This is a genomic window from Lewinellaceae bacterium (assembly GCA_020636105.1).
In the GTDB taxonomy this organism is placed as follows: domain Bacteria; phylum Bacteroidota; class Bacteroidia; order Chitinophagales; family Saprospiraceae; genus BCD1.
Map to the genome: position 1 here is coordinate 3,999,226 of JACJYL010000001.1, position 25,361 is coordinate 4,024,586.

23 protein-coding genes are annotated in these 25,361 nt (G+C 43.6%); 11 read left to right on the plus strand and 12 right to left on the minus strand.

Annotated elements, in window-relative coordinates:
- Nucleotides 1-1,524: an aldehyde dehydrogenase family protein gene (locus H6571_14995; protein MCB9325044.1), complete on the minus strand. Its 1,524-nt coding sequence runs from the start codon at nucleotides 1,522-1,524 to the stop codon at nucleotides 1-3.
- Between the two features lie 163 nt (nucleotides 1,525-1,687).
- Nucleotides 1,688-2,497 carry an rRNA pseudouridine synthase gene (locus H6571_15000; GenBank protein ID MCB9325045.1) on the minus strand — a complete coding sequence of 270 codons (810 nt, stop codon included), beginning with the start codon at nucleotides 2,495-2,497 and terminating at the stop codon, nucleotides 1,688-1,690.
- Nucleotides 2,498-2,869: 372 nt separating this feature from the next.
- On the opposite strand from H6571_15000, the gene H6571_15005 reads away from it, so the two are divergent.
- Nucleotides 2,870-4,579, plus strand: coding sequence for a M23 family metallopeptidase (locus H6571_15005; protein ID MCB9325046.1), 1,710 nt, complete (start codon nucleotides 2,870-2,872; stop codon nucleotides 4,577-4,579).
- A gap of 561 nt (nucleotides 4,580-5,140) precedes the next feature.
- The gene (gene bcp, locus H6571_15010) at nucleotides 5,141-5,593 is read left to right on the plus strand and encodes a thioredoxin-dependent thiol peroxidase (protein MCB9325047.1); all 453 of its coding nucleotides are present in this window, start codon (nucleotides 5,141-5,143) and stop codon (nucleotides 5,591-5,593) included.
- A gap of 11 nt (nucleotides 5,594-5,604) precedes the next feature.
- Here the strand turns inward: bcp and H6571_15015 are convergent, their stop codons facing one another.
- From H6571_15015 to rsmA, 5 genes are all read right to left on the minus strand, one after another.
- Entirely contained in the window at nucleotides 5,605-6,156 is a 552-nt protein-coding gene (locus H6571_15015; GenBank protein ID MCB9325048.1) for a hypothetical protein, read from the minus strand.
- Nucleotides 6,157-6,525 carry a DUF3127 domain-containing protein gene (locus tag H6571_15020; GenBank protein MCB9325049.1) on the minus strand — a complete coding sequence of 123 codons (369 nt, stop codon included), beginning with the start codon at nucleotides 6,523-6,525 and terminating at the stop codon, nucleotides 6,157-6,159.
- 96 nt (nucleotides 6,526-6,621) lie between these two features.
- Complete coding sequence (locus H6571_15025) at nucleotides 6,622-7,440, minus strand: hypothetical protein (protein ID MCB9325050.1); 819 nt, start codon at nucleotides 7,438-7,440, stop codon at nucleotides 6,622-6,624.
- 148 nt (nucleotides 7,441-7,588) lie between these two features.
- Nucleotides 7,589-8,035 (minus strand): GatB/YqeY domain-containing protein, encoded by a 447-nt coding sequence (locus tag H6571_15030; protein ID MCB9325051.1) that lies wholly within the window; start codon nucleotides 8,033-8,035, stop codon nucleotides 7,589-7,591.
- A 100-nt stretch (nucleotides 8,036-8,135) separates the two neighbouring features.
- Entirely contained in the window at nucleotides 8,136-8,909 is a 774-nt protein-coding gene (gene rsmA / locus H6571_15035; GenBank protein MCB9325052.1) for a 16S rRNA (adenine(1518)-N(6)/adenine(1519)-N(6))-dimethyltransferase RsmA, read from the minus strand.
- Between the two features lie 92 nt (nucleotides 8,910-9,001).
- On the opposite strand from rsmA, the gene pdxA reads away from it, so the two are divergent.
- The 3 genes from pdxA to H6571_15050 are packed head-to-tail and all read left to right on the plus strand — an operon-like array spanning nucleotide 9,002 to nucleotide 11,213.
- Nucleotides 9,002-10,078 (plus strand): 4-hydroxythreonine-4-phosphate dehydrogenase PdxA, encoded by a 1,077-nt coding sequence (gene pdxA / locus H6571_15040; GenBank protein ID MCB9325053.1) that lies wholly within the window; start codon nucleotides 9,002-9,004, stop codon nucleotides 10,076-10,078.
- A gap of 11 nt (nucleotides 10,079-10,089) precedes the next feature.
- Nucleotides 10,090-10,461: a TraR/DksA C4-type zinc finger protein gene (locus H6571_15045; protein ID MCB9325054.1), complete on the plus strand. Its 372-nt coding sequence runs from the start codon at nucleotides 10,090-10,092 to the stop codon at nucleotides 10,459-10,461.
- An 11-nt stretch (nucleotides 10,462-10,472) separates the two neighbouring features.
- On the plus strand, nucleotides 10,473-11,213 hold the full coding sequence (locus H6571_15050; GenBank protein MCB9325055.1) for a lipoprotein signal peptidase: 741 nt from the start codon (nucleotides 10,473-10,475) through the stop codon (nucleotides 11,211-11,213).
- A 60-nt stretch (nucleotides 11,214-11,273) separates the two neighbouring features.
- Here the strand turns inward: H6571_15050 and H6571_15055 are convergent, their stop codons facing one another.
- Complete coding sequence (locus H6571_15055; protein ID MCB9325056.1) at nucleotides 11,274-11,585, minus strand: helix-turn-helix transcriptional regulator; 312 nt, start codon at nucleotides 11,583-11,585, stop codon at nucleotides 11,274-11,276.
- A gap of 237 nt (nucleotides 11,586-11,822) precedes the next feature.
- Nucleotides 11,823-12,161: a helix-turn-helix transcriptional regulator gene (locus H6571_15060; GenBank protein ID MCB9325057.1), complete on the minus strand. Its 339-nt coding sequence runs from the start codon at nucleotides 12,159-12,161 to the stop codon at nucleotides 11,823-11,825.
- A 194-nt stretch (nucleotides 12,162-12,355) separates the two neighbouring features.
- Here H6571_15060 and H6571_15065 point away from each other — a divergent pair, with 194 nt between their 5' ends.
- Entirely contained in the window at nucleotides 12,356-13,069 is a 714-nt protein-coding gene (locus H6571_15065) for a nucleotidyltransferase family protein (GenBank protein ID MCB9325058.1), read from the plus strand.
- Between the two features lie 197 nt (nucleotides 13,070-13,266).
- Here the strand turns inward: H6571_15065 and rpoN are convergent, their stop codons facing one another.
- Complete coding sequence (gene rpoN, locus H6571_15070) at nucleotides 13,267-14,781, minus strand: RNA polymerase factor sigma-54 (GenBank protein ID MCB9325059.1); 1,515 nt, start codon at nucleotides 14,779-14,781, stop codon at nucleotides 13,267-13,269.
- Between the two features lie 384 nt (nucleotides 14,782-15,165).
- On the opposite strand from rpoN, the gene H6571_15075 reads away from it, so the two are divergent.
- Nucleotides 15,166-16,263 (plus strand): hypothetical protein, encoded by a 1,098-nt coding sequence (locus H6571_15075; GenBank protein MCB9325060.1) that lies wholly within the window; start codon nucleotides 15,166-15,168, stop codon nucleotides 16,261-16,263.
- Nucleotides 16,264-16,265: 2 nt separating this feature from the next.
- Here the strand turns inward: H6571_15075 and H6571_15080 are convergent, their stop codons facing one another.
- Nucleotides 16,266-18,086, minus strand: coding sequence for a hypothetical protein (locus tag H6571_15080; GenBank protein MCB9325061.1), 1,821 nt, complete (start codon nucleotides 18,084-18,086; stop codon nucleotides 16,266-16,268).
- Between the two features lie 154 nt (nucleotides 18,087-18,240).
- The gene (locus H6571_15085; protein MCB9325062.1) at nucleotides 18,241-20,736 is read right to left on the minus strand and encodes a TonB-dependent receptor; all 2,496 of its coding nucleotides are present in this window, start codon (nucleotides 20,734-20,736) and stop codon (nucleotides 18,241-18,243) included.
- 357 nt (nucleotides 20,737-21,093) lie between these two features.
- On the opposite strand from H6571_15085, the gene H6571_15090 reads away from it, so the two are divergent.
- From H6571_15090 to H6571_15105, 4 genes are all read left to right on the plus strand, one after another.
- A complete protein-coding gene (locus tag H6571_15090; protein MCB9325063.1) occupies nucleotides 21,094-22,086 on the plus strand; it encodes a MoxR family ATPase in 993 nt (330 codons plus the stop codon).
- A gap of 238 nt (nucleotides 22,087-22,324) precedes the next feature.
- Entirely contained in the window at nucleotides 22,325-23,209 is an 885-nt protein-coding gene (locus H6571_15095; protein MCB9325064.1) for a DUF58 domain-containing protein, read from the plus strand.
- Between the two features lie 170 nt (nucleotides 23,210-23,379).
- A complete protein-coding gene (locus tag H6571_15100) occupies nucleotides 23,380-24,357 on the plus strand; it encodes a hypothetical protein (GenBank protein MCB9325065.1) in 978 nt (325 codons plus the stop codon).
- Nucleotides 24,350-25,354 (plus strand): VWA domain-containing protein, encoded by a 1,005-nt coding sequence (locus tag H6571_15105; protein MCB9325066.1) that lies wholly within the window; start codon nucleotides 24,350-24,352, stop codon nucleotides 25,352-25,354. The genes H6571_15100 and H6571_15105 overlap by 8 nt, the downstream gene beginning before the upstream one ends.
- Nucleotides 25,355-25,361 lie beyond the last annotated feature (7 nt).

Below are 25,361 nucleotides of genomic sequence, written 5' to 3' on the forward strand. Positions count from 1 at the left end.
TTACAACTCAAATTTAATGCCCTGGGCCAAAGGAATACTGGTGCTGTAATTCACCGTATTGGTCTGCCTGCGCATATAAGTTTTCCAGGAATCCGAACCGCTTTCGCGACCTCCGCCTGTTTCTTTTTCACCTCCAAAAGCGCCTCCGATCTCTGCACCACTGGTGCCGATATTTACATTGGCAATACCGCAATCTGAGCCGGCACAACTGAGAAATGCCTCTGCTTCTCTGACACTATCCGTTAAAATAGCAGAAGAAAGCCCTTGAGGAACATCATTTTGCATGGCAATGGCCTCATCGATATCCTTATATTTAATCATGTATAATACCGGGGCAAAAGTCTCTTGCTGAACAATTTCCCAGTGATTCTCCACCTCTGCGATACATGGTTTGACGTAGAATCCTGTTCCATACTGCGCTCCTTCCAGTACACCGCCTTCTACCACAAATGAACCTCCTGCTTTTTTTACTTCTTCAATGGCACGTAGGTAATCATTAACAGCCGTTTCATCAATTAACGGGCCTACGTGGTTGTTCATATCCAAAGGATCCCCAATCCTTAACTGGGCATAAGCATTTGCGAGTTTCGCTTTCACTTCATCGTAAATAGCTTCATGTACGATGATTCTGCGCGTACTGGTGCAACGCTGCCCTGCCGTACCTACCGCTCCAAAAACAACACTGGGTAATACCAGTTCCATATTGGCATTAGGCGTAATAATTATCGCATTGTTTCCTCCTAACTCAAGGATGGAGCGACCAAAACGATGAGCGATCTTAGGAGCGATCAATTGTCCCATGGCGGTACTTCCTGTAGCAGAGATCAGTGGCACTCTTTTATCATCCACCAACAGTTGTCCTGCTTTACGGGAACAAACCAGGCTTACGACTCCTTCCTGAATATTGTTGTCTTTCAAAATAGATTTAAAAAGATTCATGCAGGCTACAGCACTGACCGGCGTTTTAGAAGAGGGCTTCCAAACGACCACGTCACCTGCAATCAAAGCGATCATCGTATTCCAGGCCCAAACGGCTACCGGGAAGTTGAAGGAAGAAATAACCCCAACGATTCCAAGCGGATGCCATTGTTCCATCATCCGGTGCTCCGGACGCTCAGAGTGCATGCTCAATCCATACAGCTGGCGTGATTGCCCTACGGCAAAATCACAGATATCGATCATCTCCTGTACTTCGCCCCAGCCTTCCTGGAGGCTCTTTCCCATCTCATAAGATACCAGGCGGCCGAGCGCATCTTTATGCTTGCGCAAAGCTTCTCCATACTGACGTACGATCTCTCCCCGCTGCGGTGCGGGCATTTTTCTCCAGGTCTTAAAAGCCGCTGCTGCGGTACTTAAGGTAGCTTCATATTCCGCTTCCGTTGATTCACTGACGCTTCCGATAAAAGCCCCGTCGACGGGAGAATATGATTTTATATAACTTCCTGAATTAGAGGATTTAAGTCCGGTGCTTGTCCCGTCATTTTGTTCCTTAATCCCCAATTCTGTTAAAAAACTTTTGTCCATGAATGATTTTATTTTGGTAAGAAAATGGTAGCGCAAAGGTAGTAAATCTTAAAAGAAAAACAGTCTTGAAACCGGTATTGATTTTGGGTAAAACCCATGCTGATTAGCAGCTTTCTGTTTTAAAAAACATCTAAAATCAGTGCCATACAACATCCTGTTTTTTCTAAACAAAATGCTTCAACATAATTATTTCCCGATCTGTGAGATGGCGGAAGAATCCGCGGGTAAGGTCTTTTTTAGTCAGCCCTCCTATATACACGCGATCCAGGCGTTCCACAGTATAACCGAGGTGCTCAAAAATTCTGCGGACGATACGGTTTTTGCCTACGTGGATCTCAATGCCGATTTCATTTTTTTCCTGTCCTTTGACATAATCGACACCATCTACTTCCACGAGGCCATCTTCCAGTGTCAGCCCAGTTCTGATTTGCTGGAGATGTTCTTCCGTAAGTGGTTTATCTAAAATAGCGTGATATAACTTTTTGACCCCATGGCTGGGGTGGGTCAGTTTTTTGGCCAGGTCACCGTCATTGGTCAGGAGTAATAACCCCGAGGTATCCATATCCAGCCTTCCTACCGGGAAAATGCGTTCTTTGACCTTGCCTCCGATGATATCCATAACCGTTTTCCGCCCGCGGTCGTCTTTGACGGTGGTAATCACTCCTCTCGGTTTATTCATCAAAAGATACACCAGGTTTTCTTCGGGTTCTATTACCTTGCCTTTATAGGCCACCACATCTCCTTCCTGTATTTCGTATCCGGGCCGGTCGAGTACTTCGCCATTTACAGTAACCTCCCCATCTTTAATAAAATCAGCGGCCTGACGACGGGAACAAACCCCGCAATGAGCTACATATTTATTCAACCTCATGCCTACAACCTCTACCGGCGGGTTCACCTTGAGGGGTTTATCCCTGAAAGAGCCCTTGTTTTTATTTGGCGTAACCTTCTTCTTGTTCCTTTGCTTCGACATAAATCCTTTTGAAATGAACCACAAAGATAACGATTACGGTTGGGATTTGTAGATTGGTTTTGAAAAATGGAATAAATGTTAGGTTGGAGAGGTTTCTGGATGGTTTCAAGGTAGTTCCAGGTGTTTCAAAGTTGTGTCCTGGCAATGCGTGCACGAGGATCTCTCTTTGGTCGATTTCAAGCTGGTTTCAGAATAAGGGAACGGGAATCCTGCCGTTATTTTCCGGGGGCAGGTTTTCGTACCTTATTTAGGGCGAAAGGTTTTTCAGCATTTTAGGGAGCGACAAATTAGTTTTTGAAATTTACCAAGGAAAAAGCGTAAAAAAAGAGGTATTGTTGTATCATTGAATTCCTAAAATTTAATGTCAAAATAATGCGCTTTTTATTCTCTTCATCACTTTTACTTTTGCTGTTTTCCTTTACCGGTTTTGCCCAAAACGGTGCCTCCTCCTTTCAATCCCCCATAAAACATACGATAAGGCTGTCGGGTACTTTCGGGGAGTTACGTTCGAATCACTTTCATTCCGGTATCGACATCAAAGGCATGGTTGGCGAACCGATATTGTCTGCCGAAGACGGATATGTTTCAAGGATAAAAGTAAGCGGCTCCGGTTATGGAAAAGTACTGTATGTTACCCATCCCAACGGGTATACCAGCGTATATGCCCATTTAAGGGAGTTTAAAAAAAATATTCAGGAATACATTGAAGATTACCAGTATAAGAACCAAAAATTTGATATCGAAATTTTCCCTAACCCGGAACAATTTGTGGTCAAAAAGGGAGAAGAAATCGCAAAAATGGGGGTGACCGGACACAGTTTTGGGCCACATCTTCATTTTGAGGTACGTGAGACTGATTCGGAAAAACCGGTAAATCCGCTCCTCATGGGTTTAAAGGTGGAAGATAATCTTGCTCCGCGTTTGCATGAAATAAGGGTCTACGAAATGACGGATCATTTCGAGACCATCGATGCCACCACCTTTGCCCTGTTCAAAGGCAAAAATTCGCAACAATACCAAGTCAAAGGAGACACGGTTTTCGTTAGATCCAATGTGGTGGGCCTGGCGCTAAAAGCCTACGATCACATGACAGGGGTTACCAACTGGAACGGACTTTTTTCATGTTCCATGCTCAGGAATGATTCCCTTGTCTTTGAATTCAAACTAGACGGCTTTTCTCTTGATGATACCCGCTATATCAATGCCCATCTTGATTACCAGCAACAGCTTACAAAACAAAGTTATTTCAACCGGTGCTTCCAGTTGCCCGGCAACCTGCTCCCGATTTATCATCATGTGAAAAATAAAGGTATAATTACCCTAAAGGAGGGCAAGGCTGAGCGCATCACGCTGATCGCTGCTGACGCCAACGGCAATACAACAAAGGCCGAGTTCTGGATCAAAAAAAGCCGCCTGCCCGAGAAGAAATTTCAACCCGTTTACAATTATTTTCTTCCTTATGACGAAGAAAATATGATCGATAACGGCTCCATGATCCTGTACATGCCAGAGGGCACCCTTTACGAAAACCTTTACCTGGATTTTGCTTCCACTGCTGAAGAATCGGCTGATATCTATTCGAGTTATTTCCACATTCACGATTACAAAACTCCGGTTCATAAGTTTTATGATCTGAGTATCTTTCCTTACAAACTGCCAGAAGCCATGAAAGACAAAGCATTCATTGCTTATTGCCCGCCAGGAGGTTCAGTGGTCAATTACGGAGGCAAATGGGAGGGCAAAATGCTTAAAACCAAAGTCCGTGATCTGGGTGATTTTACGGTCATGATTGATACGATTGCCCCGACGGTCAAGCCCTACCAGTTCAAGGCCAATATGCAGGGGATAGCGTCCATGATGTTCACCATCCATGACAATTTTAGGACAGCAGGAAATGCTGAAGGCTTATCCTGGTATGCCACCATTGATGACCAGTGGATACTTATGGAACTCGACGCGAAAAAGAATCGGCTCATTTATACTTTTGACGATAGGATCCCCAGGGGGAAACATACCTTAAAACTATCGGTATGGGATGGGAAAAACAATAAAACAACATTGGAAAAAGATTTTTTGAATTAACAGGTTGTAACGAGCATTATTTTTTTTATGAAACGTCATTGATTGCTTTTTGGCTTGTAGGCTCGTTTTTTACCGTTGATCATTGCTCAGCAGAAACCATTCCTGCCCATTCTAAAATCCTGATCCTGACAGAAAAGAAGCGGGCGGTTGTAACGAGCATTATTTTTTTAATCATGAAACGTCATTGTTTGCTTCTTGAATTATAGGCTCATTTTTATCGTTAATCTTGCTCAGCAAAAAATAATCCTGCCAATCCAAAAATCCTCCCAATCCTGATCCTGACAGAAAAGAAAAAGCGAAATTTCTTGTTGGTTTCCTTTCACCTTTTAAACGTTGCCTGGAACGAGCCATGCCAATCCTGCCAATCCTCCCAATCCTGATCCTGACAGTTTCCGGTAAAAAACAATCCCAAAGTTTGAACAATCCTCATTAAAAATCCTTTATGTTTATGTCAACCATTTAAAAGGCAATCCCGGGTCTCGTGAAAAAAATCAACACGGGCAACCAGTAACCAGTATCAAGTAACCAGTATCAAGTAACCAGTAACCAGTAACCAGCAATATGACACAATTAAAACCAGGCGATAAAGCTCCTGACTTTTCGGGCTTCAACGAAAAAGGAGAAAAGGTTTCACTCGGTGATTTCAAGGGCAAAAAACTGATTTTGTTCTTTTATCCAAAAGACAATACCCCGGGCTGCACGGCAGAAGCCTGCAATTTACGGGACAATTATGCCCTGCTGCAATCAAAAGGATATGCCCTGCTCGGGGTGAGTCCGGATGGTGAGAAGCAACACAAAAATTTTATTGCCAAATACGACCTGCCTTTCCCACTTTTGGCAGATACGGAACAGGAAACATTGAATGCCTATGGAGTATGGGGGAAGAAGAGTATGTATGGCCGGGAATACATGGGCGTATTCCGGACGACTTTTGTAATCGATGAAAAGGGAATAATCGAAAAAGTATTTGAGAAGGTGAATACTAAATCACATGCCGAGCAGATTCTCGAATAATCTTGGAGAAATCATGACTTTGGGCTGCTGTTGAAAATGGCAATGAACACCATTGCCATTTTTTCTGCAAAAGAATAGGCATCGCCTAGTTCGTCCTGTATGATCCAGTCACGGGGGTCACCATCCCAGTTGGCGTAAACCATGAAAAAGTCGGCACCGTTTTTCAGTTGCCACTCATTCCAGTTATTCCCATAACGGCAGATGAAATCATACTGCCCCCCGGAACCAGCAATACGCCATTGCCGGAAATCGTCTTTCCAGATGGCTCTCATGGTGATCAATTCATTTCCGCTCCTCAATTCCCACTGCGAGGGGTCATCGCCCCATTTTTGTTTGATCGTTCCGAATTGTTCCCCGATAGAATATTGCCACTCCGTCCAGTCTTTACCGCCACTCCATCGCAGCGACAAAGTTCCGTCAGGCGCTTCCTCTGGTGTATAGACCGTCCATTCCATGAAAGAATCGTTCCATTGGGTCGCAATACCGGTAAGTATTTGGGCATTGGAAATTCCTGAAGTGGCCATCATCAACAGGAATGGCAGGATGCATCGGAGCGGATTCAATTAAAACGGTAAATCGTCATCAGCCGCCACGGAAGGCTCATCTCCTGCTGAAGGGAAGGCACTGGCATCTGAAGGTGGTGGGGTAGCAGCAGCTTGTGCGGCGGCCGCGTTTTCAATACGCCAGGCATTGAGGTTGGTGAAATACTTTTCGTTCCACTCACGTCCTCTCAGGTCGAAATGAACCTTAATAGTATCCCCCACTTCATACTGATCCACCAGGGCACAACGATCCTGAACAAGTTGGAATTTAATGAATTGAGGATATCCTCCACCATCTATTTCAATGACAAATTCTCTTGCCTGGAAAGATTCCGTTTTATTTTCAGTGTCAAACTTCCTATGGAGTCGACCTTCAACTTCAAATGACATGTGTTATTTTTTTTATTTTTAAAAATATGGTGCCAAAAATACGAATTCAGCACCGATAATTAATCAAGTTGGCGGATGAAAAATTATTTTAGAATACTATTCCGCTCCTCTCGACGAACCCGGCGCCGACAGTTCATTGATGGCTTCCCTCAATTCCTTCCAGTCCGGGTATTTTTTATACAACTTCATCAGGGCATCATAATCGAATTCCAAACGGGCAATATGAAAAGCACAGATAGCCTTTTTCCGGGTTCCGGGCTGTAGCGTATCCCCGTGCTCATCCGTCAATGATTTATGGGAAGGAAAATGACCTTTAGCCCGATTGATGATTTTAGATTGAATCCTCCAGAAATTGGTATTTTCCAGTAGGCTGGAAGACAGATAAAACCAGTCGCGTTGACTCAGGCGAATATTTCCTTTTTTGAGCTCCAGTGCTTCCCAGCATTTCAGCGCTTTGTCGGTTTTTCCCAAAAAAGAATAACAACTGGCTTTGAGCAGCAAAGCTTTTTTGGACGGATCGTCCTTGAGTAACTTCAGGGCACTTTGAGCATCTCCTTTGGCAAGTAATTCACGGCATTCCATACGTGTGGCCGCTTTTTCCCTGAGGGTTAAGCCATCGTTAACCTCATCCTCCATTTTTTCAAGTTCCTCAGCAGGGTAAGCATTTTCCTTATCGTACTTCACTGCCTTTTTATAAGCAATTGCGGCCTGCCGGGGGGCTTCCAAAATATCGAAAAAATCGCCGAGTTCCGTCCAAAAATCAGACAACAACTCTTTATCCCGACAAACCTTTGCGGAGATATTCATAACGTCGCGCAGGGTATTTTCAAACCACTCAAAACCCTGCTCCCTCACCCAGGTAAAACCGTTGTCCACAACGGTTTGCATCATCTCCGTGACAAATGATTTCTTCATCCGAATGTTTAATTTAATGGCCGGTTAAAATGATTATTTTGGTTGGCTTTGCATTTTGTTTTTCATTCAGTCCATAGGCCTTTGATTATTAACACCATTTTATTCTGTTTGTTGGAGCAAAAATCCAACAAACAGAAAATTTAGGCAACTATTGCAGCAGTTGCTTCACCACAAGGGAGATGGCTTTCCCATCGGCTTTCCCGGCCAGTTCTCTTGAAGCAAGTCCCATCACCTTTCCCATATCATTCATGGAGGAAGCACCTGTTTCTGTAATAATGTTTTTGATGAACGCTTCGAGTTCCGCAGCATCCATTTGTTTAGGGAGGTACTTTTCGATGATGGAAATCTCTTCTCTTTCCGTCTGGGCAAGGTCTTCCCGGTTTTGTTTTTCGTAAATATCTAGGGAATCCTTCCTTTGTTTGACGAGTTTCTGGAGTATTTTAATTTCCTTATCCTCTGTCATTTCCTCGTGACTGCCGTCCGTTTGCGCCAGTAACAACGCCGCTTTGATGGCTCTGATTCCTCTTAAGGCAACCTTGTCTTTGGCTCTCATAGCCTCTTTAAGATCCTGGGTGATTATTTGTTCTAAACTCATTTTATGATTGTTTATGATGATTGTTTTTTATTTATTAGGTACCTTTTATCAAATTCTAAATAAAATTTCATCAAAAAAAGTTCCCTTCCTGACTCTTGGCTCAACCCCTTGCCTCACTCACCCTGTTCGTCAATTGAATAAAGTCTTCTACGCTTACTTTTTCCGGCCGCTGCAAGAAAAAAGGTTCTTCCAGCATAGGGTTATCTTTCAAAAAAACCTTCATCGTATTGCGTAACATCTTACGCCGCTGACTAAAGGTTTGTTTGACAATAGTTTTAAACAACTTTTCGTCACAGCCCAGGTTGCTTTGAGGTTTTCTCTTGAGCCGTATAACGGCGGATTGTACTTGAGGGGGCGGATCAAAATTTTCCTTATCCACTGTAAACAAATATTCGCCCTCATACCAGGCTTGTACCAAAACACTGATCACCCCGTAAACCTTGCCACCGGGTTTTGCCACCACTCTTTCTCCGACCTCTTTCTGGAACATTCCCACCATTTCCGGGATACTTTCCTTGTAGTCCAGCATTTTGAATAAGATCTGGGAAGAAATATTATAAGGAAAATTCCCAATGAGGCCAAAAGGTTCCCCGGGGAAGAATTTTTCTAAGGGAACCTTTAAAAAATCAGCGGAAAGAATCCGATCCCTGAGCGCCGGATAATGCTTTTTAAGGTATTGCACCATATCCGGATCGGCTTCCACAACCAGTAAATCGTAGGGTTTTTCAAGCAAATACTTCGTCAGCATCCCTTTTCCCGGTCCTACTTCCAGTACTTTTTTGAAGGCCCCGTCATCGGTAAAACTATCAGCAATTTGCCGGGTAATTTCCTCGCTTGTTAAAAAATGCTGTCCGTAAGACTTTTTTGCCTTCAAATCTGATGGTTTTAAAAAAAAAGCAAGTTACGGTAAAATTAGAAATAGCTTAAGTAATTGATTAAATTTGTGACCACGTAAAAAACAATAGCATGGAAAAGCTTAGAATTGGAATAAGTGTAGGAGATATTAATGGGATTGGATTAGAGACGATCATTAAAACGTTTTCAGATGAAAGAGTGCTGAACCAATGTATTCCGGTGGTGTATGGATCAACAAAAGTAGTTTCTTATCATAAAAATATTGTCGGGATCGAATTTAGATTCAATGCCGCCAGAACAGCTGAAGCTTTGATGTCTGACCGGATCAATGTCGTAAATTGCTGGCAGGATAATGTCAACATCACCTTGGGTAAGGCTTCCGAATCAGGAGGTATTTGTGCCTTAAAGTCACTCGATGCTGCAACCGATGATCTCAAAAACGGGCTTATCGACGCTCTGGTCACGGCGCCTATCAACAAACATGCGATGCAAATGAGTGGCTTTAAATTTCCCGGTCATACTGAATATCTGACCGATAAATTTGAGGTGGACGAAAGCCTGATGCTTATGGTCAGCGACAGTTTGAGGGTGGGGTTGGTTACCAACCATCTTCCGGTTTCGGCAATAGCAGAATCCATCAGTAAAGAACTCATTATTAAGAAGATAAAAATAATGAATGAGACGTTAAAACTGGATTTTAACATTGAACGCCCGCTTATTGCAGTGCTGGGACTGAACCCTCATGCCGGAGATGAAGGAGCCATTGGTGATGAGGAAATAAACCTTATTCGCCCGGCCATTATAGAAAGCAAGAAAAATGGCATTTTCGCCATGGGACCTTTTGCCGCAGACGGTTTTTTTGGAAGCGGTCAATTTTCAAAATTTGACGGGATTCTTGCCATGTATCACGACCAGGGACTCGCCCCTTTCAAAACGCTTTCTCTTCAAAACGGGATCAATTTTACGGCAGGGCTCCCTTACGTCAGAACGTCCCCGGATCATGGAACCGCATATGAAATTGCGGGTAAAAATGAAGCAGATGAATCTTCTTTCCGCCAAGCCATTTTTTCAGCACTGGATATTTGCAAAACACGAAATGCAAATCTCGATCTAAAGAAAAACGCTTTGGTCAAACAGGGAGCACTGGCGGATGCAGGAGGAGACGATGGTGTTATTTTGGAGGATTAAATTTTTTGATTATGGAAAATGATATTAACAAAAACAGGTATTCTGATCAGGAACTTGAAGAATTTAGAGAAATCATTGAAGAAAAACTCCATATTGCTAAAGAACAACTGGAATTTTACGAACAACAGCTGGAAGATTTGGGCGAAAATCCGGACATTAAGCTTCGAGGGCTTGAAGATGGTACCGGAACCGTGGAAAGCGAAAGATTGATTGGCCTGGCCGGCAGGCAAAAAAAGTATATTCAGCACCTGGAAAATGCATTGATTCGCATCAAAAATAAAGTTTATGGCGTTTGCCGCGTTACCGGAAAGTTAATCTCCAAAGAACGCCTGCGTGCCGTGCCGCATGCTACGCTGAGCATTGAAGCCAAGGAAACCCGATAAATATTAAAAGTTTGAAGAAGTCTGTTATCATCATCTCCGTTATTTTTTTAGTGCTTTTGCTAGACCAGTCTCTCAAGATCTGGGTAAAGACCAATATGGTCTATAACGATTATTTTTCCCTGCTTGGCCTCAACTGGGCACGCATCCATTTTGTAGAAAACAACGGTATGGCCTTCGGCATTTCCCTGGGAGGTGAGTATGGCAAACTGGCTCTCAGCCTGTTCAGAATTGTCGCCGTGGTTGCTCTGGCTTATTATATTCGGTTACTCATTAAAGCAGGGGTTGCTACAGGCATCCTAGTTAGTTTTGCCTTGATTCTTGCCGGAGCAGTGGGCAATATTCTCGATAGTGCTTTTTATGGATTGATTTTTTCAGAATCCTATCATGGGCAGGTAGCGATGATTTTCCCTGAAGGCGGCGGATATGCCGGTTTTTTGCATGGCAAGGTAGTAGACATGTTGCACTTCCCTCTATTTACAGGAATTTATCCGGAATGGGTTCCTTTTTTAGGCAACTCAACCTATACTTTTTTTAGTCCTGTTTTTAATCTTGCCGACTCGTCGATAACCATAGGCGTATTGTATATCCTGATTTTTCAAAGGAAATTTTTCAAAACTACTGCCAAAGAGGAGACTACAGGAGAAGAGGGAAGTCAAGCCAATGAAGCAATGTCCGTCCCGGTTGACGCCGCGAACGAAATCCTTATTTCTGAAACAGAGAATAAGGAGAATCAATCTGAAAAAGATATTTAGCAGCGGTTATAAAAGGGGGAACAAAATCAATTTAGATTAAGGAGGAGAAGTCCAATAAGGCTAAATATCTTCATCCAGAAAATTGCGAATCGCTTGAATAGCCTGTCCGATTTTTTTATAATCTAGACTATAATGCATGTATTTTCCGTCTTTTTCGGCAATGACCAGCCCTGACATCCTGAGTACTTTCAGGTGCTGCGAAGTAATAGATTGTTCCAACTTTAACGTATTGTAAATTTTATTGACGTTGATGGTATCATGCTGGTCAATAAAATGAAGGATTTTCATCCTTAAAGGATGGGCCAATGCACGCAAAATCTGAGTGGAATCATCAAGCTTTTCGTGATTGATGTTTATCACAGTTTTTCTCATAGTATGTATAGTTTCTCAAATAGACCCGGAATGAAGTGGTGTAGTGTGTGTGTAGTTTCCTTCATCCCGGACAGCAAATATGCGTCTTTTTTTTATTCTTTTCAAATTCACAGAGAATGGATTAAGATAAAAGGCCTTATTCTTAAACTCATTCATCGTTGAAAGTGCTATAAATCATTGACCCTCTGGAGGGGACCCCTTCCCTCCATGATTAACTCAAAATCAGTTTTTTCTGATTTAATTAGCTAATTCATCGATTAGTTTTGAAATTTGCTCCATGCGATCTTTATCTACTGAATAGTAGATGAATTTCCCGTTACGCTCTGTTTTTAAAACGCCTGCCCTTCTAAGAATGGCAAGGTGCTGAGAAGCCACTGATTGCTCGAGGCGCATTTTTATGTAAATATCCGTAACGGTCATATTTTCATTATGCTCGAGTAAATCAATGATTCTTTGTCTTAATTTATGATTGATGGCCCTAAGTACCAAAACTGCTTTTCGTAATTCGGCATAATCAAGTGAGATGTTGGCGTTCCCTTTTTTTAACAGGACAGTTTCATTTTTTGACTTTCCCATATGGTATGTTTTTAAAATCATTGAATATTTTTGTCGATATTGTAAAGCCAAATATCGTGCCAAAAACATTACAACAACTTTTAATACAAGATTAAACTTGTACCTATTTAGACGAATTGGATTGATTGTATATATGCAAATTTAATAAAATATTTATATAAATAAAATATATCAACCACTGAAATTGAGAGAATATGAAGGCAATTATTTTTGCAGCGGGGTTGGGGACCAGGCTCCGGCCCTTAACCGATACCCGTCCTAAAGCCCTTATTGAAATAAATGGGGTTCCTCTTCTTGAAATTGCCGTTCGGAAATTAATAAAAAACGGTTGCCTGGATATCATCATCAATGTCCATCATTTTGGAGAACAAATCATTGATTTTTTAAAAACCAATGACAACTTTGGAATCAACATAGCGATTTCAGACGAAAGGGACTTGCTGCTCGACACTGGCGGGGGATTGAAAAAAGCGGCCTGGTTTCTCCACGACGAGCCTTTTATGGCCATTAATTCCGACATACTCACCGATATGGATTTCAAGGCCTTTTATGAAATACATTGCAGGTCAAATGCCCTGGCCACCCTGGCCGTGCGTGATCGGGCGAGTTCCCGTTATCTTCAGTTTGACCAGGAGAATAAATTGTGTGGCTGGAAAAATATCAAAACAGGAGAAGTTAGGGCCTCAAGGGATACTGAATCGCCCCGGCATCTGGCTTTCAGTGGCATTCAGGTAATACACCCCGATATTTTTAAACTCATGCCCGATGAAAGTAAGTTTTCCATCATTGATGTTTATCTCGAAGCCGCTAAAAAATACGATATACTGGCTTATCCCCACGATGAAGATTTATGGCTGGATGTGGGTAAACCGGAGGCTCTGGAAAAAGGGCGAAGTCTTTTTATTTAGGCTGAAAAAGGAATGGGTGGATTTGGGCGCGGTGCTAAAGAGTGCCGTTTAAAAAATGAAGCTAAAGCTAATCCAGGGTATTCTTATAAAAATGGAACATTGGTTTAAGGATATTTAAAAATCCGTTTTACCCGTTAAATCCGCGTGCTATTCTAATCAATAATTTAAATCTATCTATTGCCAAATGACCTCTTCCGCTACAATTCCTTTCTGAGGCGCGCCACCGGAACGCCCAATTGCTCCCTGTATTTGGCCACGGTTCGGCGGGCAATGTTGTACCCTTTTTCCTGAAGGATGTCTTTGAGCTTTTCGTCCGAAAGGGGTTTTCGTTTATTTTCTCCTTCGATCATTTCGTTAAGGATCTTTTTAACTTCCAGCGTGGATACCTCAGCGCCGTCATTCATCTGAAGGGATTCGGAAAAAAACTTTTTCAATTTTTTTGTGCCGAATTCGGTTTGTACATATTTGCTGTTCACTACCCGCGAAATGGTTGAAATGTCGAGGCCTGTGATATCGGCAATATCCTTGAGGATCATGGGCCTCAGTTTCTTTTGATCCCCTGTCAGGAAATAGTCGTACTGATATTGCATGATGGCATACATCGTATTGTGGAGCGTGAGCTGCCGCTGACGGATGGCATCGATAAACCATTTGGCCGAGTCGATCTTTTGTTTGATAAAGATTACGGCTTCTTTATTTCTTTTGTTTACTTTTTTTTCTTTCTGGGCGCTGCGGTAGCTCTTCAGCATATCCATATAATGGTCATTGATATGTAAATCCGGGGCATTCCTTGAGTTTAGGGTGAGTTCAAGCTCCCCGTCACGATTGGAAATGATAAAATCAGGAACGATGTATTGTAAATTCCGCTGGGAGGAATCTGAAAATCCGCTGGCCGGTTTAGGATTTAATTTGATGATCTCGTCGATGGCTACTTTGAGGTCGTCCGAACTGATATCCATTTTCCGCATCAGTTTTTCGTAATGTTTTTTTCCAAACTCATCAAAACTATTCCGGATGATTTCAAGGGCCAGAGCAATGGATCGGGCCTGGTCTTCATTTTTAAACTGCTCATTTTCCAGCTTGAGCTCCAGCTGGATGACAAGACATTCCTGTAAATCCCGCGCTCCGGTTCCCGGTGGGTCAAAACGCTGTATCTGTTTTAAAATATGATTGATCTTCTCCTCGGAGGTGAAAATATTCTGGGCGAAAAGCAAATCGTCCATAATGGACGCAGGCTCCCTTCTCAAATAACCGTCCTCGTCAATGGAGCCTATGATCTGCAGGGCAATGATTTCCTCATCCTCACTTTGCAAATCGAGCATCCCGATCTGTTTTTCCAGGTGATCGTGAAAAGAATTTTCGACGGCAATGGGAATCGTTTTATCCTCCTCATCTGCCCCCGCATAACTATCTCCTTTTAGTTTATAGGAAGTAGGATCATCTTCCATATAGTCTTTCAAATAGTCATCCAGTTCAAAAGCTTCTTCCTGGTCATTATCATTCTCCTGGTCGCCAAAATCATCTTCCATCGGGCTTTCCAGGTTATCCAGATCATCATCTTGCATACCTTCTTCAAGGGCAGGGTTGATCTCCAACTCTTCCTTGATACGCTGCTCCAGGTTTACTGTCGGTATTTGCAACAATTTCATGAGCTGAATTTGTTGCGGAGACAGCTTTTGCAGCATTTTCTGGCTTATGGTCTGCTTGAGCATGAATTAATTATTTCTCCGGCTTTTTATGCTAAAACTACTTAAGTACTTTGATCCAATCAATAAAACATTCCTAAATATTGTAATACGAGCAATCAATAAAAATGTTTGGTTTTTTACTCGCAATTTACAATTTTTAATAGAAAACTGCACCGGCAAAGGTTGCAGGGAGCCATTTTTAACAAAACAAATGGTGAATTGTTCAGGGCATTTTTGTTGCACGGGATTAATTTTGTTACAGAAATACAGAACCGAGAAGGAAAGGTTTGTTTATTGCATGGCTTACACTCGCTTTTTACCTTCAGTTTTTCAAAAAATCATAGGCTGATTTGTGATTCAAAGAAAAGCCCGGACCTTTTTTATATTTTTGCAAAAAACAATCAACCCATGCTGGAAAACTGGCTTTCTCCCATATCTCCGAATCCGTTTAAAGACAGTCATCTGCAGGATTATCAACTGGGCACCAACATCGGTTGCCACACCAGTGAAATTCCTGATCTTACCCATACCAAACTGGCTATTATCGGAATCGGTGCCGAGGAGGCGAATATGGTACGCAATGCGCTGTATAAAATGAGTTTTCCTTTCAAGGGACTTGGTATTTCCGACCTGGGTAATTTCAAAAAAAATGCCCATGCCTTTATCATTCCCCTGATTAAAGAGTTGCTCGAAAGTAAAATAATTCCTATCATCATTGGGGATTCCGCTGATTTTATCGCTCCTCAATACAAGGCTTTCAAAAGCCTGAAGGAAATGATCAACGTGGCGCTTGTTGATGATAATATCCCTTTTTCCGGTAATCCCGACGGCCCGAATGCCCTTTATCTTGATGAGATCCTCACGGAAAAAAGATCCCACCTTTTTCACCTGGGGATCATGGGATGCCAACGCCATTACATCAACCCTGAATCGAAAAAATTCTTTGACAAACTTCATTTTGAATATATCGGCCTCGGCGATGCCCGCAACAATATGAGTGAAATGGAACCCGTGGTGCGCGATGCAGACCTATTGGGGTTTAATATTTCAGCCATGAAGCAGGCCGAAGTGCCTGCACAATCCCGTCCCACTCCTACCGGATTTACCGTTGAAGAGGCCTGTAAAATTTCCCGGTATGCTGGCATGAGCGATAAGCTGCGCTCCTATGGCGTTTACGGGTTTAAAAAACATGAGTATGGCAACGAGCAAACGGCAGAAGTCATCGCACAGATGATCTGGTATTTCATCGACGGGTATTACAACCGTAAAAATGACTTTCCCGTTTCCACTCAGGGCCTGATGGAATACATCGTCAATTTCAACCATGAGCAGATCGTCTTTTGGAAAAGTCAGCGCAGCGGCCGGTGGTGGCTCCAGATCCCGGTTATGAGCAATAAAAAATACCAGCGCCATTATCTCGTTCCCTGTTCCTATAATGACTATAAACTCGCCTGCAATGAAGAGTTACCGGATAGGCTGGTCAATGCTTTTAAGCGATTCCAGTAGTGTCATTCCACAATCTTAATGCCCATATTCTGCATCAGCAGGGTGGCATTGAAGCTTTTACTCACGCCTTTTTTTAGTTTATAGTCAAAGTGAAGTTGTCCGTCTTTGATCTCTACCTCGATGCAGAGATTTTCTATACGTCCATCGTAGTTTTTTTCAAGCCCTCCAAGTTCGAGGTCGTGTGTGGCGATGATGCCAGAGCCTTTGCTTTCAATGAGTTGCCGAATGAGGGCTTTTGAGCCGGTATGACGATCGACAGAGTTGGTACCTTTGAGGATTTCATCCAGCAGGAAAAACACGTGTTGCTTTTCAAGGGATCCCTCCGGAAGGTTGGCCTGTTCCTCCACCGCTTCGATGATCAGCTTCAGTCTTTTAAGTTCGGCGTAAAACGAAGAAGTACTTTCGTGTAGGGCATCCTGGGTGCGCATGCTGGTGTAAACGGTCATTTGCGGAAGGGTCATCTTTTTGGCGCAAACCGGAGCCCCGGCATGTCCAAGCACGATATTCAGGCCTACCGTGCGCAAAAAAGTACTCTTTCCGGCCATATTGGAGCCGGTCACCAGTTTGATATGGCCATCGAGCGGAATGTTGATATCGTTGCAGACACGCTCCGCCGCTGAGATGAGGGGATGGCCGAGGTCAACCGCCACGAATTCACTGAAATCCCCGACTGCCGGGAAGGTCCAGGACGGATTGTTGTGATACAAATTCCCAAAACTGCACAAGGCTTCAAAAGTAGCCAGGGATTCGAACCATCCGGGCAGGCGGGCCTTTTCTTCTTTCTTCCATTTTTCCAGTTGATAGACCCATTGCAAATCCCAAATGGCGGATAGGTTTAATACAATAGCAAAAGCATTGTACCGGACATTCAACTGGCTAATGATATAAGAGAGCCTGGCGATTCTGCCGGAAGCCAATACATTACTTTCGACAAAGGCACTTTGTAAACTTTGCAGGTAAGGCGCCTCGAAAGTGCCCGATTCAATGTGTTGGATCAGTTTTGAGTAATGGCCGAGCATTCCTTCGGCATGAGTGGTTCGCCGGTGGGTATCGTTCACTTTTTCCAGGGTTGTTTTTAAAATAAACGCGATCGGCAGCATCCACACCAAAAATAATTGCCAGGAAAAAACAAATATCCACATCAGCACTCCGGCGAGAAACCATAGCGGAGCCAGGTACAATGCTGCTTTTAGCCAGGGTGTTTTGGATACAAAAGGCTCGTCTTTTAGCCATTGTTCCAACGCCAGTAGGTGAACGGGATCGTCTTTTGTTTCTTGTCCGTAAGCCTGAAAATGCTGACGCCATTCCAGTTTTGCCGACAATTCCTTCACGGCCTCATGGCGTTGTTCGATCATGATTTTGGGAACGCGGTTTAGCAGGAAATCCGCCAGTTTCCTTCTGCCAATGAGAGAGGTGGTTCGATTGCAATATTGAAAAAAAGAAAAGTCTCCGAAAAGATCGAGATCCAGTGCGTAAGGATGCTGAGGGTCGAGAAATTCTTTTCCTGAAGCAAAAACGCCGAATTGATGGTCGATCACCCCGGCCTCCTGTTCATTGATGAGAGCGAGACGGTCTTGGTGTAATGCACTGGTTTTAATGGCCTGGTGCCACTGAACAAACCGATAAAAAAGAAAAAAGAGCAGGGCCAGTATCCCGATTCCCCAAAGGTAATTCAGCGACCAAATGAAAATAATGGCTGCGACAGCAACGATAAAAAACGCCAGGCGTGCGTAGGAGAATCTGCCGTATCGGGCATTGAGTGCCTTTGCGGTATCCCGGAAAGTGGTACTTCTTTGAAGGTATTTGTCTTTGAGTTGTTGCATTTTCCTTTTTTTCAGGCGTTTTGCCGGATGCTGCCCGGTTAACAATTTATCTCAAAGGTATAGCCATTTTAAAAAAAAGCCACTCGGGCGCGAATAGGATTTAAAAATTATTCGTGCCCGAGTGGCTTTACCGTATTTCTTTAGATGTTAGATACTACATATTATCGTTACCTCCAGCTTCTTTCTGATCATCATTATTGATCTTGCTGTTCACTCTTTTCTGTTTGAAGTCCAGCTTGCCAAAGCGGTAGCTGAAACTGATGCCGAATGAACGGAAAGGCAGTTTGTAATCACTTTTCTGGCTGAAATTTTCACCGACGAGTTCGGAAGGGAATGATTTGTATTTGCTGAACGGCTCAACAATGGTGATGCCCAGGCTGGCACGTTTGTCCCAGAATTCTTTTTTCGCTCCTACGCTGAACATGCTGAAGGAGGAATTATATCCCTGGATGGTTCTGCTTTTCGGGCGGAAAAAGCCGAATGCTTCCACCTTAAAGCCTTTTTTGAAGGATAAGGTGGAATTGAGGTTCGCGTTCCACAGGATTGCTTGTTGGCTCAACTCAACGCCATTGATGGTGCCTTCGGCATTGTAAGTTGAAATGTTCCCTCCTCCACGGATGGACCAAATTTTGGCGATGGTCATGGAAGTGAAAAAATTGAACCCAACGGAACTGTTCGTTCCAATATTCTTGTAGGTAGTAACAGAAACGCCATCATCGTTAATATCGAGGAAATTTTCAATGATGTCAGTAGTGTAACGGTAGTACAGGGAACCATTGAGCATTACTCCTTTGACCATGGTATTGTAACCCAGTTCGACCTGGTTGGTCACTTCCGGCTTCAAAGCAGGGTTTCCGTAAGAGATATTACGATTGTCGGATTGATCCACGAAAGGGTTGATGTTTCTCAACCCGGGGCGTTGGATGCGCTGGGCAAAACTCAGCTTCAGCATGCTGAAATTTTTGAGCTTGCGGCTGAATACGATGCTGGGCAAAACATTTTCATACCCTTCGCTGAATGGTTCCGTCTCTCCGGAATCGACATTTCCGCTGATTCCTGTATGCTCGTAGCGCGCGCCGGCCACCATTCCGTAATTTTCACCCAATTTTACATTGAAGGACGCATACCCGGCATAGACATCCTGCTCGTAATTAAATACGTCTGAACGCAGATAATCCGGTACAAATTCCTGGGTTAAAAAGTCGTAATTTTCAAAATCATAGGTACTGGTGATCTTACGAAAAACGCTTTTTGCTCCTGTTTCCAGCTTTATTTTTGCACTCAGGGGATGTACGTAATCCAGTTGCAGGGTCGTCTCCAGGTTCAAACTCTTATTGTCCTGGTTTTCCTTGAAAATAAGATCGGTGTTACTGCCCAGATCATCTGACTGATCTATCTCGTTTTTGGTGTCGCCTTTGGAGCCACTGAGCTGGATGGCGAAAGTCAGTTCTTTCTCAGGCTGCTTGAAGGTTTTGCGGTAATCCGTCGTCCAGTCAAAACCGCCCCGAATAGAGTTGCTTTTATTGTCGCGGGAATATTCCTGGTGGATTCCGGCGATGGGATCGTCGAATAAAGCATTGGTCACTCCGTCACGGCCACCTGCGTGAGCCCGCAAAGAAAAAGAGGTGGACAAGGTATTGTAAGCGTTAAAATCGTAAAAAGCTCCGAGGGAGGCATTCGGGCCATAAAAGGAGGTTTCTGTAGTACCTTCCTGATCCAACACCCTTGTTTGTCCGTCGATGATATCTTCGCGGTGAAAAGTCGTGATCGCTTCCCGTGGCCACGAATACCAGGTACCAAGGTTGGTATTAATGCCGAACCTTCCTTTTGCTGCGGAAAGATTGAGGGTTCCACGGTTTTGTCGTGTGCCAACAGAACCGTCAAAAGAGCCGGTAAATCCCTGGACGTCTTTTTTCTTGGTAATGATATTGATGATGCCCGCCGTACCTTCTCCGTCGTATTTGGCAGAAGGCTGGGTGATGACTTCAACGGATTTTATCTGATCTGCAGGGATAGTTTTTAGAGCATCTGCCAGATTTTCTGAAAAGAAATTGGAAGGCTTGCCATTGATCAGCACCCGTATGTTGGAAGATCCTCTCAACTGCACATTTCCGTCAAAATCGACCACGAGCATAGGCACCTTACGCAATACATCTGCCGCATCACCTCCTGCCGAAGTCACATCCTTATCCGCATTGTACACCATTTTATCGATCTTGTTTTCGAAAAGGCCCGCTTCTCCTGTAACAGTGACTTCGTCGAGGGTCAATCCATCCGCGGCTAGAAAAATATCGTCCATCCTCACATCGGGATGTTCTGGAGTCAATTCAACATTCTGAATTATTTTGCTGGTATATCCGAGGAATGAGACATATAACTGGTAATTCCCCATGTTGATATCCTGTAATTTAAACTGCCCCTTATCATCGGTAATACCTCCGTCTATCTGTTCTCCGCTTTTGGTATTGACTAAAACCAGTGTAGCAAATTCAATGCCTGTCTGACTCATTGTATCGACGACCGTTCCGGTAATTTTGCCTTTTATCGTAGGGCCCTTTTGGAAATTTTTTGCTGCGTCTCCTCCCTGCCATTGGGCAAAGGATGAAAAACTTAAGAGCATGATGAAAAGCAATAGATTTAGCTGCTTCATGGTTAGATTTAGTTAAAAGGTGATTCCAAATTTTATTTTCATTCAAAAATCCGCGCAAAAGTACTCATTTTCAATAAAGTAAAATGTTAAAAATAAGCCCTACGAAATGAGAAAGCCGGATTTCATCTTTTAGGTGTTTAATGCAGAGTGTCCGAATACCCTCCGGGGAAATGCATAAAGTGGTCTTTTTTCAATTTATGTCAAAGGGTCTCGTCATGACATTTCCTAAAAACGTTAAATACTGTTAAATAGTTTAATGGTTTGTTAATGCAGGGGGGATGAAGGCTTCCTGAATTGTGTTAAATAGAAAAAAAATGACAACTTTGCGTGTTTTCTAAAAAATACAAACAAGATACGATGCACGTTGACATAGAAGCTCTCAATCAACAAATCTACGCAGACAGTGCGATAGTTGAAAAAATAAACCATGAGACCAGTAAGGTCATTGTAGGTCAGGACAGTATGATCGAGCGGCTAATGCTCGGTTTGCTTACCAGGGGCCATGTCCTTTTAGAGGGGCTGCCGGGGTTGGCCAAGACCCTTGCCATTAAAACCCTTTCGAGCGCCATTGATGCCAAGTACAGTAGAATACAATTCACCCCTGACCTTCTTCCTGCCGATATCATTGGTACGATGATCTACAACCCGGGGAAAAATGATTTTTCGGTACGTAAAGGTCCCATTTTCGCCAATTTCATTCTGGCTGATGAGATCAACAGGGCTCCCGCAAAAGTTCAAAGCGCCTTGCTTGAAGCCATGCAGGAACGCCAGGTGACCATCGGCTCGGATACTTTTTTGCTGGAGGAGCCTTTTTTGGTTTTGGCCACTCAAAACCCCATTGAACAGGAAGGAACCTACCCGCTGCCGGAGGCACAGGTGGATCGTTTTATGCTCAAGGTTAAAGTGGGCTATCCTAATCAGGAAGAAGAAAGAGAGATCGTAAGACGAAACCTCTCTCTTGACGGTTTTGGCAAAGTTAACCCGGTGGTCAAACCGGCAGAGATCATCAAGGCAAGGGAATCCGTCCGTAAAATATATATGGATGAAAAGATCGAACAATACATCCTCGACATCGTTTTCGCTTCCAGAAATCCCGGGGAATATGGACTTAAACATCTGGAATTACTGATCAACTATGGAGGATCGCCACGGGCGAGCATCAACCTGGCGCTGGCCGCCAAAGCTTATGCCTTCCTGAAACGCCGCGGATATGTCATCCCGGAAGATGTGCGAAACGTATGTCATGATGTGATGCGTCACCGTATCGGACTGACTTATGAGGCTGAAGCCGAAAATATCACTCAGGAAGATATTATCAATAAGATCCTCGATACTGTTGAAGTGCCTTAGGGAAATGTAAAATGATAAATGTAAAATGTAAAAGTGCTGATTTACAGTGATTTACAAGATTATGGATGTCATTTTTTTTATAGTTCCTTAAGCAATATTAAATGATAAATTTTAAATTTTGAGTACTTCATTCATCGTCATATTAACCGTTGTTGGATTCATCCTTTTGGTCGGAGGAGGGTTTTTCTATTTCCTGTGGCGCAGGCGAATGGAAGAATCGGCCCGTGACGAACCCGGGATGAATGAACAGGAGGATCCCACGATTGAGCTGCTCAAAAAGGTGCGCAAAATTGAGATCAAGACCAAAGGCATCAGCAGGCATATCTTTTCAGGGGAGTACCACAGTGCTTTTAAAGGCCGGGGAATGTCTTTCAGCGAGGTGAGAAGTTATCAATACGGGGATGATGTCCGGAATATTGACTGGAATGTGACGGCGCGTACCGGCGATCCTTATGTCAAAATTTTCGAGGAAGAACGGGAATTGACGGTTATGTTGCTCATTGATATGAGCCGATCCGCTTTTTTCGGTACCAAGAATCAGTTCAAGAACGAAATTCTCACAGAGATTTGTGCCATTCTGGCTTTTTCAGCGATCAACAATAACGATAAGGTAGGAGTGATCTTTTTTTCCAACCGTATCGAAAAATACATCCCTCCCAAAAAGGGCAGAAGCCATATCCTGAGAATCATCCGGGAACTGATCGACTTCAAGCCCCAGGGGCGCGGTACCGACATTGGCAAAACACTGGAGTATTTTAATAATGTAGTGAAAAAGCGAAGCATTTGCTTCCTGTTGTCAGATTTTCTGGACAAAGATTATGAACAGGCGTTGAGGATTGCCGCACGAAAGCACGATATCATTGGCATACAACTTACCGACCCCAGGGAGCTGGAATTGCCCAATGTGGGGCTTTTAAGGGTCGAAGATGCCGAAAGTGGTAAAATTAAATGGCTGGATACGGCTTCAGCTACAGTGAATGCGGAATATCTCAAACAGTTTAAAGATTACCGGGAATACAGCCGGGAGGCTTTTGTGAAAACCAGTGCTGATTTTGTCTCCATCAATTCTGAGGATGACTATGTAAATGAACTGCTGAAATTCTTCAAGAGGCGGACAAAATAAGCACGAAAAAAACAGGACAACCAACAGCATAGAAACGCTTTGAAAATAAATTAACCTCTTTAGGAACGGGGCGAGACGGCGGCAAATAGGTCAATTTATTTTTATCAAAGCCCATAAATTGAGAAAGCGTGTTTAATTTTTTGAACAACCGCTAAATTGATACAACGTCCATGAAAAAAATATTGACATTATTGTTTTTGTTTTTGGGGGTGCTAAAGGTGACGGCACAGGTGAGCGTTAGCGCAGCACTGGACTCTACTTCTATGCTCATCGGTGACCAGATTAACATAACACTGACCATCACCTGTGACAAGACCGTCGAATTACAAAATGCCGACATTACTGCTCTCGACACGCTGAAGGCCATTGAGATCTTAAAGATAAGTAACCAGCAAGAAGTCAAAAAATCACCATCGGGCCGGCTGATTCAGCAAAAGATCACCATCACTTCGTTTACCGAAGGCGTTTATAATCTTCCGCAAATCAGGATTCCTTATGTAAAAGACGGAAAGGAGGGAAGTGTTTACGCTCCTACCTTGATGCTGGAGGTCAAAACTTTTGATGTAACGGAAGCCACAGAGCTTCAACCGATCAAAAATATTATAGAGGAGCCGGTTACGCTAAGAGATTTTCTTCCCTATATACTCACCGGGCTCGCTTTGTTTTTGTTCGCCGGGCTGATTTGGTTTATCATCAAGAGGAACCAGAAAAAAGAGGCCTTTGCCGAATTTGAGAAAAAAAGGCTACCTGCTCATGTCATCGCTTTAAAAAAACTGGAGAAACTCAACGAGGCCGAATTATGGCAAAATGGAGAGATCAAATTATTCCAGAGCCAGTTGACTTTCATCCTGCGTGAATACCTTGAAAACCGATTTGAGATTCGGGCCCTGGAATCCACATCCGATGAAATTATATCCGCCCTGAAAAATGCGGATATTGACCCACAGGTAACGAATGAGCTCAGGAATATTCTCCAAACTGCAGACCTGGTAAAATTTGCCAAATCGGAACCTCCTTTGGAAGTGCATGACCAGGCTTTTCAAAACATTACCCGTTTTATCCAGGCTACTGCAGCCCGCCTAAACGAATCTGAAGAAAATACCGAAAATAAAGTATCCACAGATACAGGAAACTCGACTCATGATTGATTTTTTTAGCCATATTAATTTTGTTCATCCCTACTTTCTGAGCCTGCTCCTGCTGGTTCCTTTACTGGTATTCTGGTACATTCGCCAGTTAACCAAAAGGTATGCCAGTATGAGGATGCCGGCGATGGACAATTTTTCCGCCAGCTCTATTAGGGGACGGCTTCAGGTTATTTTGCCCATTTTGCGGGCCCTGGCCTTCATTGCGCTGGTCATTGCATTGGCCCGGCCACAAAAAAGCCTCAGGGAGGAAGACATCAAAGCAGAGGGCATCGACATCATGATGGCCATAGATTTATCGAGTAGTATGCTGGCCCAGGACTTTGATCCCAACAGACTCGAAGCCAGTAAACGGGTGGGAAGGGATTTTATCGCCAAACGCGCTTATGACCGGGTAGGCCTTGTCGTTTTTGCAGGGGAGGCTTTCACCCAATGCCCGCTGACGACTGATCATGACGTGGTGCAGCAATTCCTTGCTTCCCTCGAATGTGGCATCCTGGAAGACGGAACAGCCATTGGCATGGGGCTGGCCACTGCCGTAAACAGGATCAAAGACAGCCCCGTTAAAAGTAAAATTGTTATTTTATTGACCGACGGAGTCAACAATACAGGGTATGTGGCTCCGCTCCAGGCAGCACAGGTCGCCCAGGAATTCGGGGTGAAAGTTTATACCATCGGGGTGGGTTCCACAGGGCAGACAATGGCTCCCAGTGCAAGAAGAAGAGATGGTCGGTATGTTTTTAATATGGTCAGGGTGGAGATTGACGAAGCCCTGCTCACCCAGATCGCCCAGATGACGGGAGGGAAATATTACCGGGCTACCGATGAGGCGAGCCTGATCAACATTTACGATACCATTGATCAGCTGGAAAAAACCGAAATAGACGTCACGGTAATTAAACGATACAGTGAAGAATTTTACTGGTTTGTCATTATCGGTTTGATCTTCCTGGCACTCGAGGTGTTTTTAAGATATACCGTTTTGAGAACTATACCATAAAGAAGGA

What these genes read in the sequence shown, in the direction of transcription:
- H6571_14995 (MCB9325044.1), bottom strand. Translation starts at nt 1,524, where the DNA reads ATGGACAAAAGTTTTTTAACAGAATTGGGGATTAAGGAACAAAATGAC.
- H6571_15000 (MCB9325045.1), bottom strand. Translation starts at nt 2,497, where the DNA reads ATGTCGAAGCAAAGGAACAAGAAGAAGGTTACGCCAAATAAAAACAAG.
- H6571_15005 (MCB9325046.1), top strand. Translation starts at nt 2,870, where the DNA reads ATGCGCTTTTTATTCTCTTCATCACTTTTACTTTTGCTGTTTTCCTTT.
- bcp (MCB9325047.1), top strand. Translation starts at nt 5,141, where the DNA reads ATGACACAATTAAAACCAGGCGATAAAGCTCCTGACTTTTCGGGCTTC.
- H6571_15020 (MCB9325049.1), bottom strand. Translation starts at nt 6,525, where the DNA reads ATGTCATTTGAAGTTGAAGGTCGACTCCATAGGAAGTTTGACACTGAA.
- H6571_15025 (MCB9325050.1), bottom strand. Translation starts at nt 7,440, where the DNA reads ATGAAGAAATCATTTGTCACGGAGATGATGCAAACCGTTGTGGACAAC.
- H6571_15030 (MCB9325051.1), bottom strand. Translation starts at nt 8,035, where the DNA reads ATGAGTTTAGAACAAATAATCACCCAGGATCTTAAAGAGGCTATGAGA.
- pdxA (MCB9325053.1), top strand. Translation starts at nt 9,002, where the DNA reads ATGGAAAAGCTTAGAATTGGAATAAGTGTAGGAGATATTAATGGGATT.
- H6571_15045 (MCB9325054.1), top strand. Translation starts at nt 10,090, where the DNA reads ATGGAAAATGATATTAACAAAAACAGGTATTCTGATCAGGAACTTGAA.
- H6571_15055 (MCB9325056.1), bottom strand. Translation starts at nt 11,585, where the DNA reads ATGAGAAAAACTGTGATAAACATCAATCACGAAAAGCTTGATGATTCC.
- H6571_15060 (MCB9325057.1), bottom strand. Translation starts at nt 12,161, where the DNA reads ATGGGAAAGTCAAAAAATGAAACTGTCCTGTTAAAAAAAGGGAACGCC.
- H6571_15065 (MCB9325058.1), top strand. Translation starts at nt 12,356, where the DNA reads ATGAAGGCAATTATTTTTGCAGCGGGGTTGGGGACCAGGCTCCGGCCC.
- rpoN (MCB9325059.1), bottom strand. Translation starts at nt 14,781, where the DNA reads ATGCTCAAGCAGACCATAAGCCAGAAAATGCTGCAAAAGCTGTCTCCG.
- H6571_15075 (MCB9325060.1), top strand. Translation starts at nt 15,166, where the DNA reads ATGCTGGAAAACTGGCTTTCTCCCATATCTCCGAATCCGTTTAAAGAC.
- H6571_15080 (MCB9325061.1), bottom strand. Translation starts at nt 18,086, where the DNA reads ATGCAACAACTCAAAGACAAATACCTTCAAAGAAGTACCACTTTCCGG.
- H6571_15085 (MCB9325062.1), bottom strand. Translation starts at nt 20,736, where the DNA reads ATGAAGCAGCTAAATCTATTGCTTTTCATCATGCTCTTAAGTTTTTCA.
- H6571_15090 (MCB9325063.1), top strand. Translation starts at nt 21,094, where the DNA reads ATGCACGTTGACATAGAAGCTCTCAATCAACAAATCTACGCAGACAGT.
- H6571_15095 (MCB9325064.1), top strand. Translation starts at nt 22,325, where the DNA reads ATGAATGAACAGGAGGATCCCACGATTGAGCTGCTCAAAAAGGTGCGC.
- H6571_15100 (MCB9325065.1), top strand. Translation starts at nt 23,380, where the DNA reads ATGAAAAAAATATTGACATTATTGTTTTTGTTTTTGGGGGTGCTAAAG.
- H6571_15105 (MCB9325066.1), top strand. Translation starts at nt 24,350, where the DNA reads ATGATTGATTTTTTTAGCCATATTAATTTTGTTCATCCCTACTTTCTG.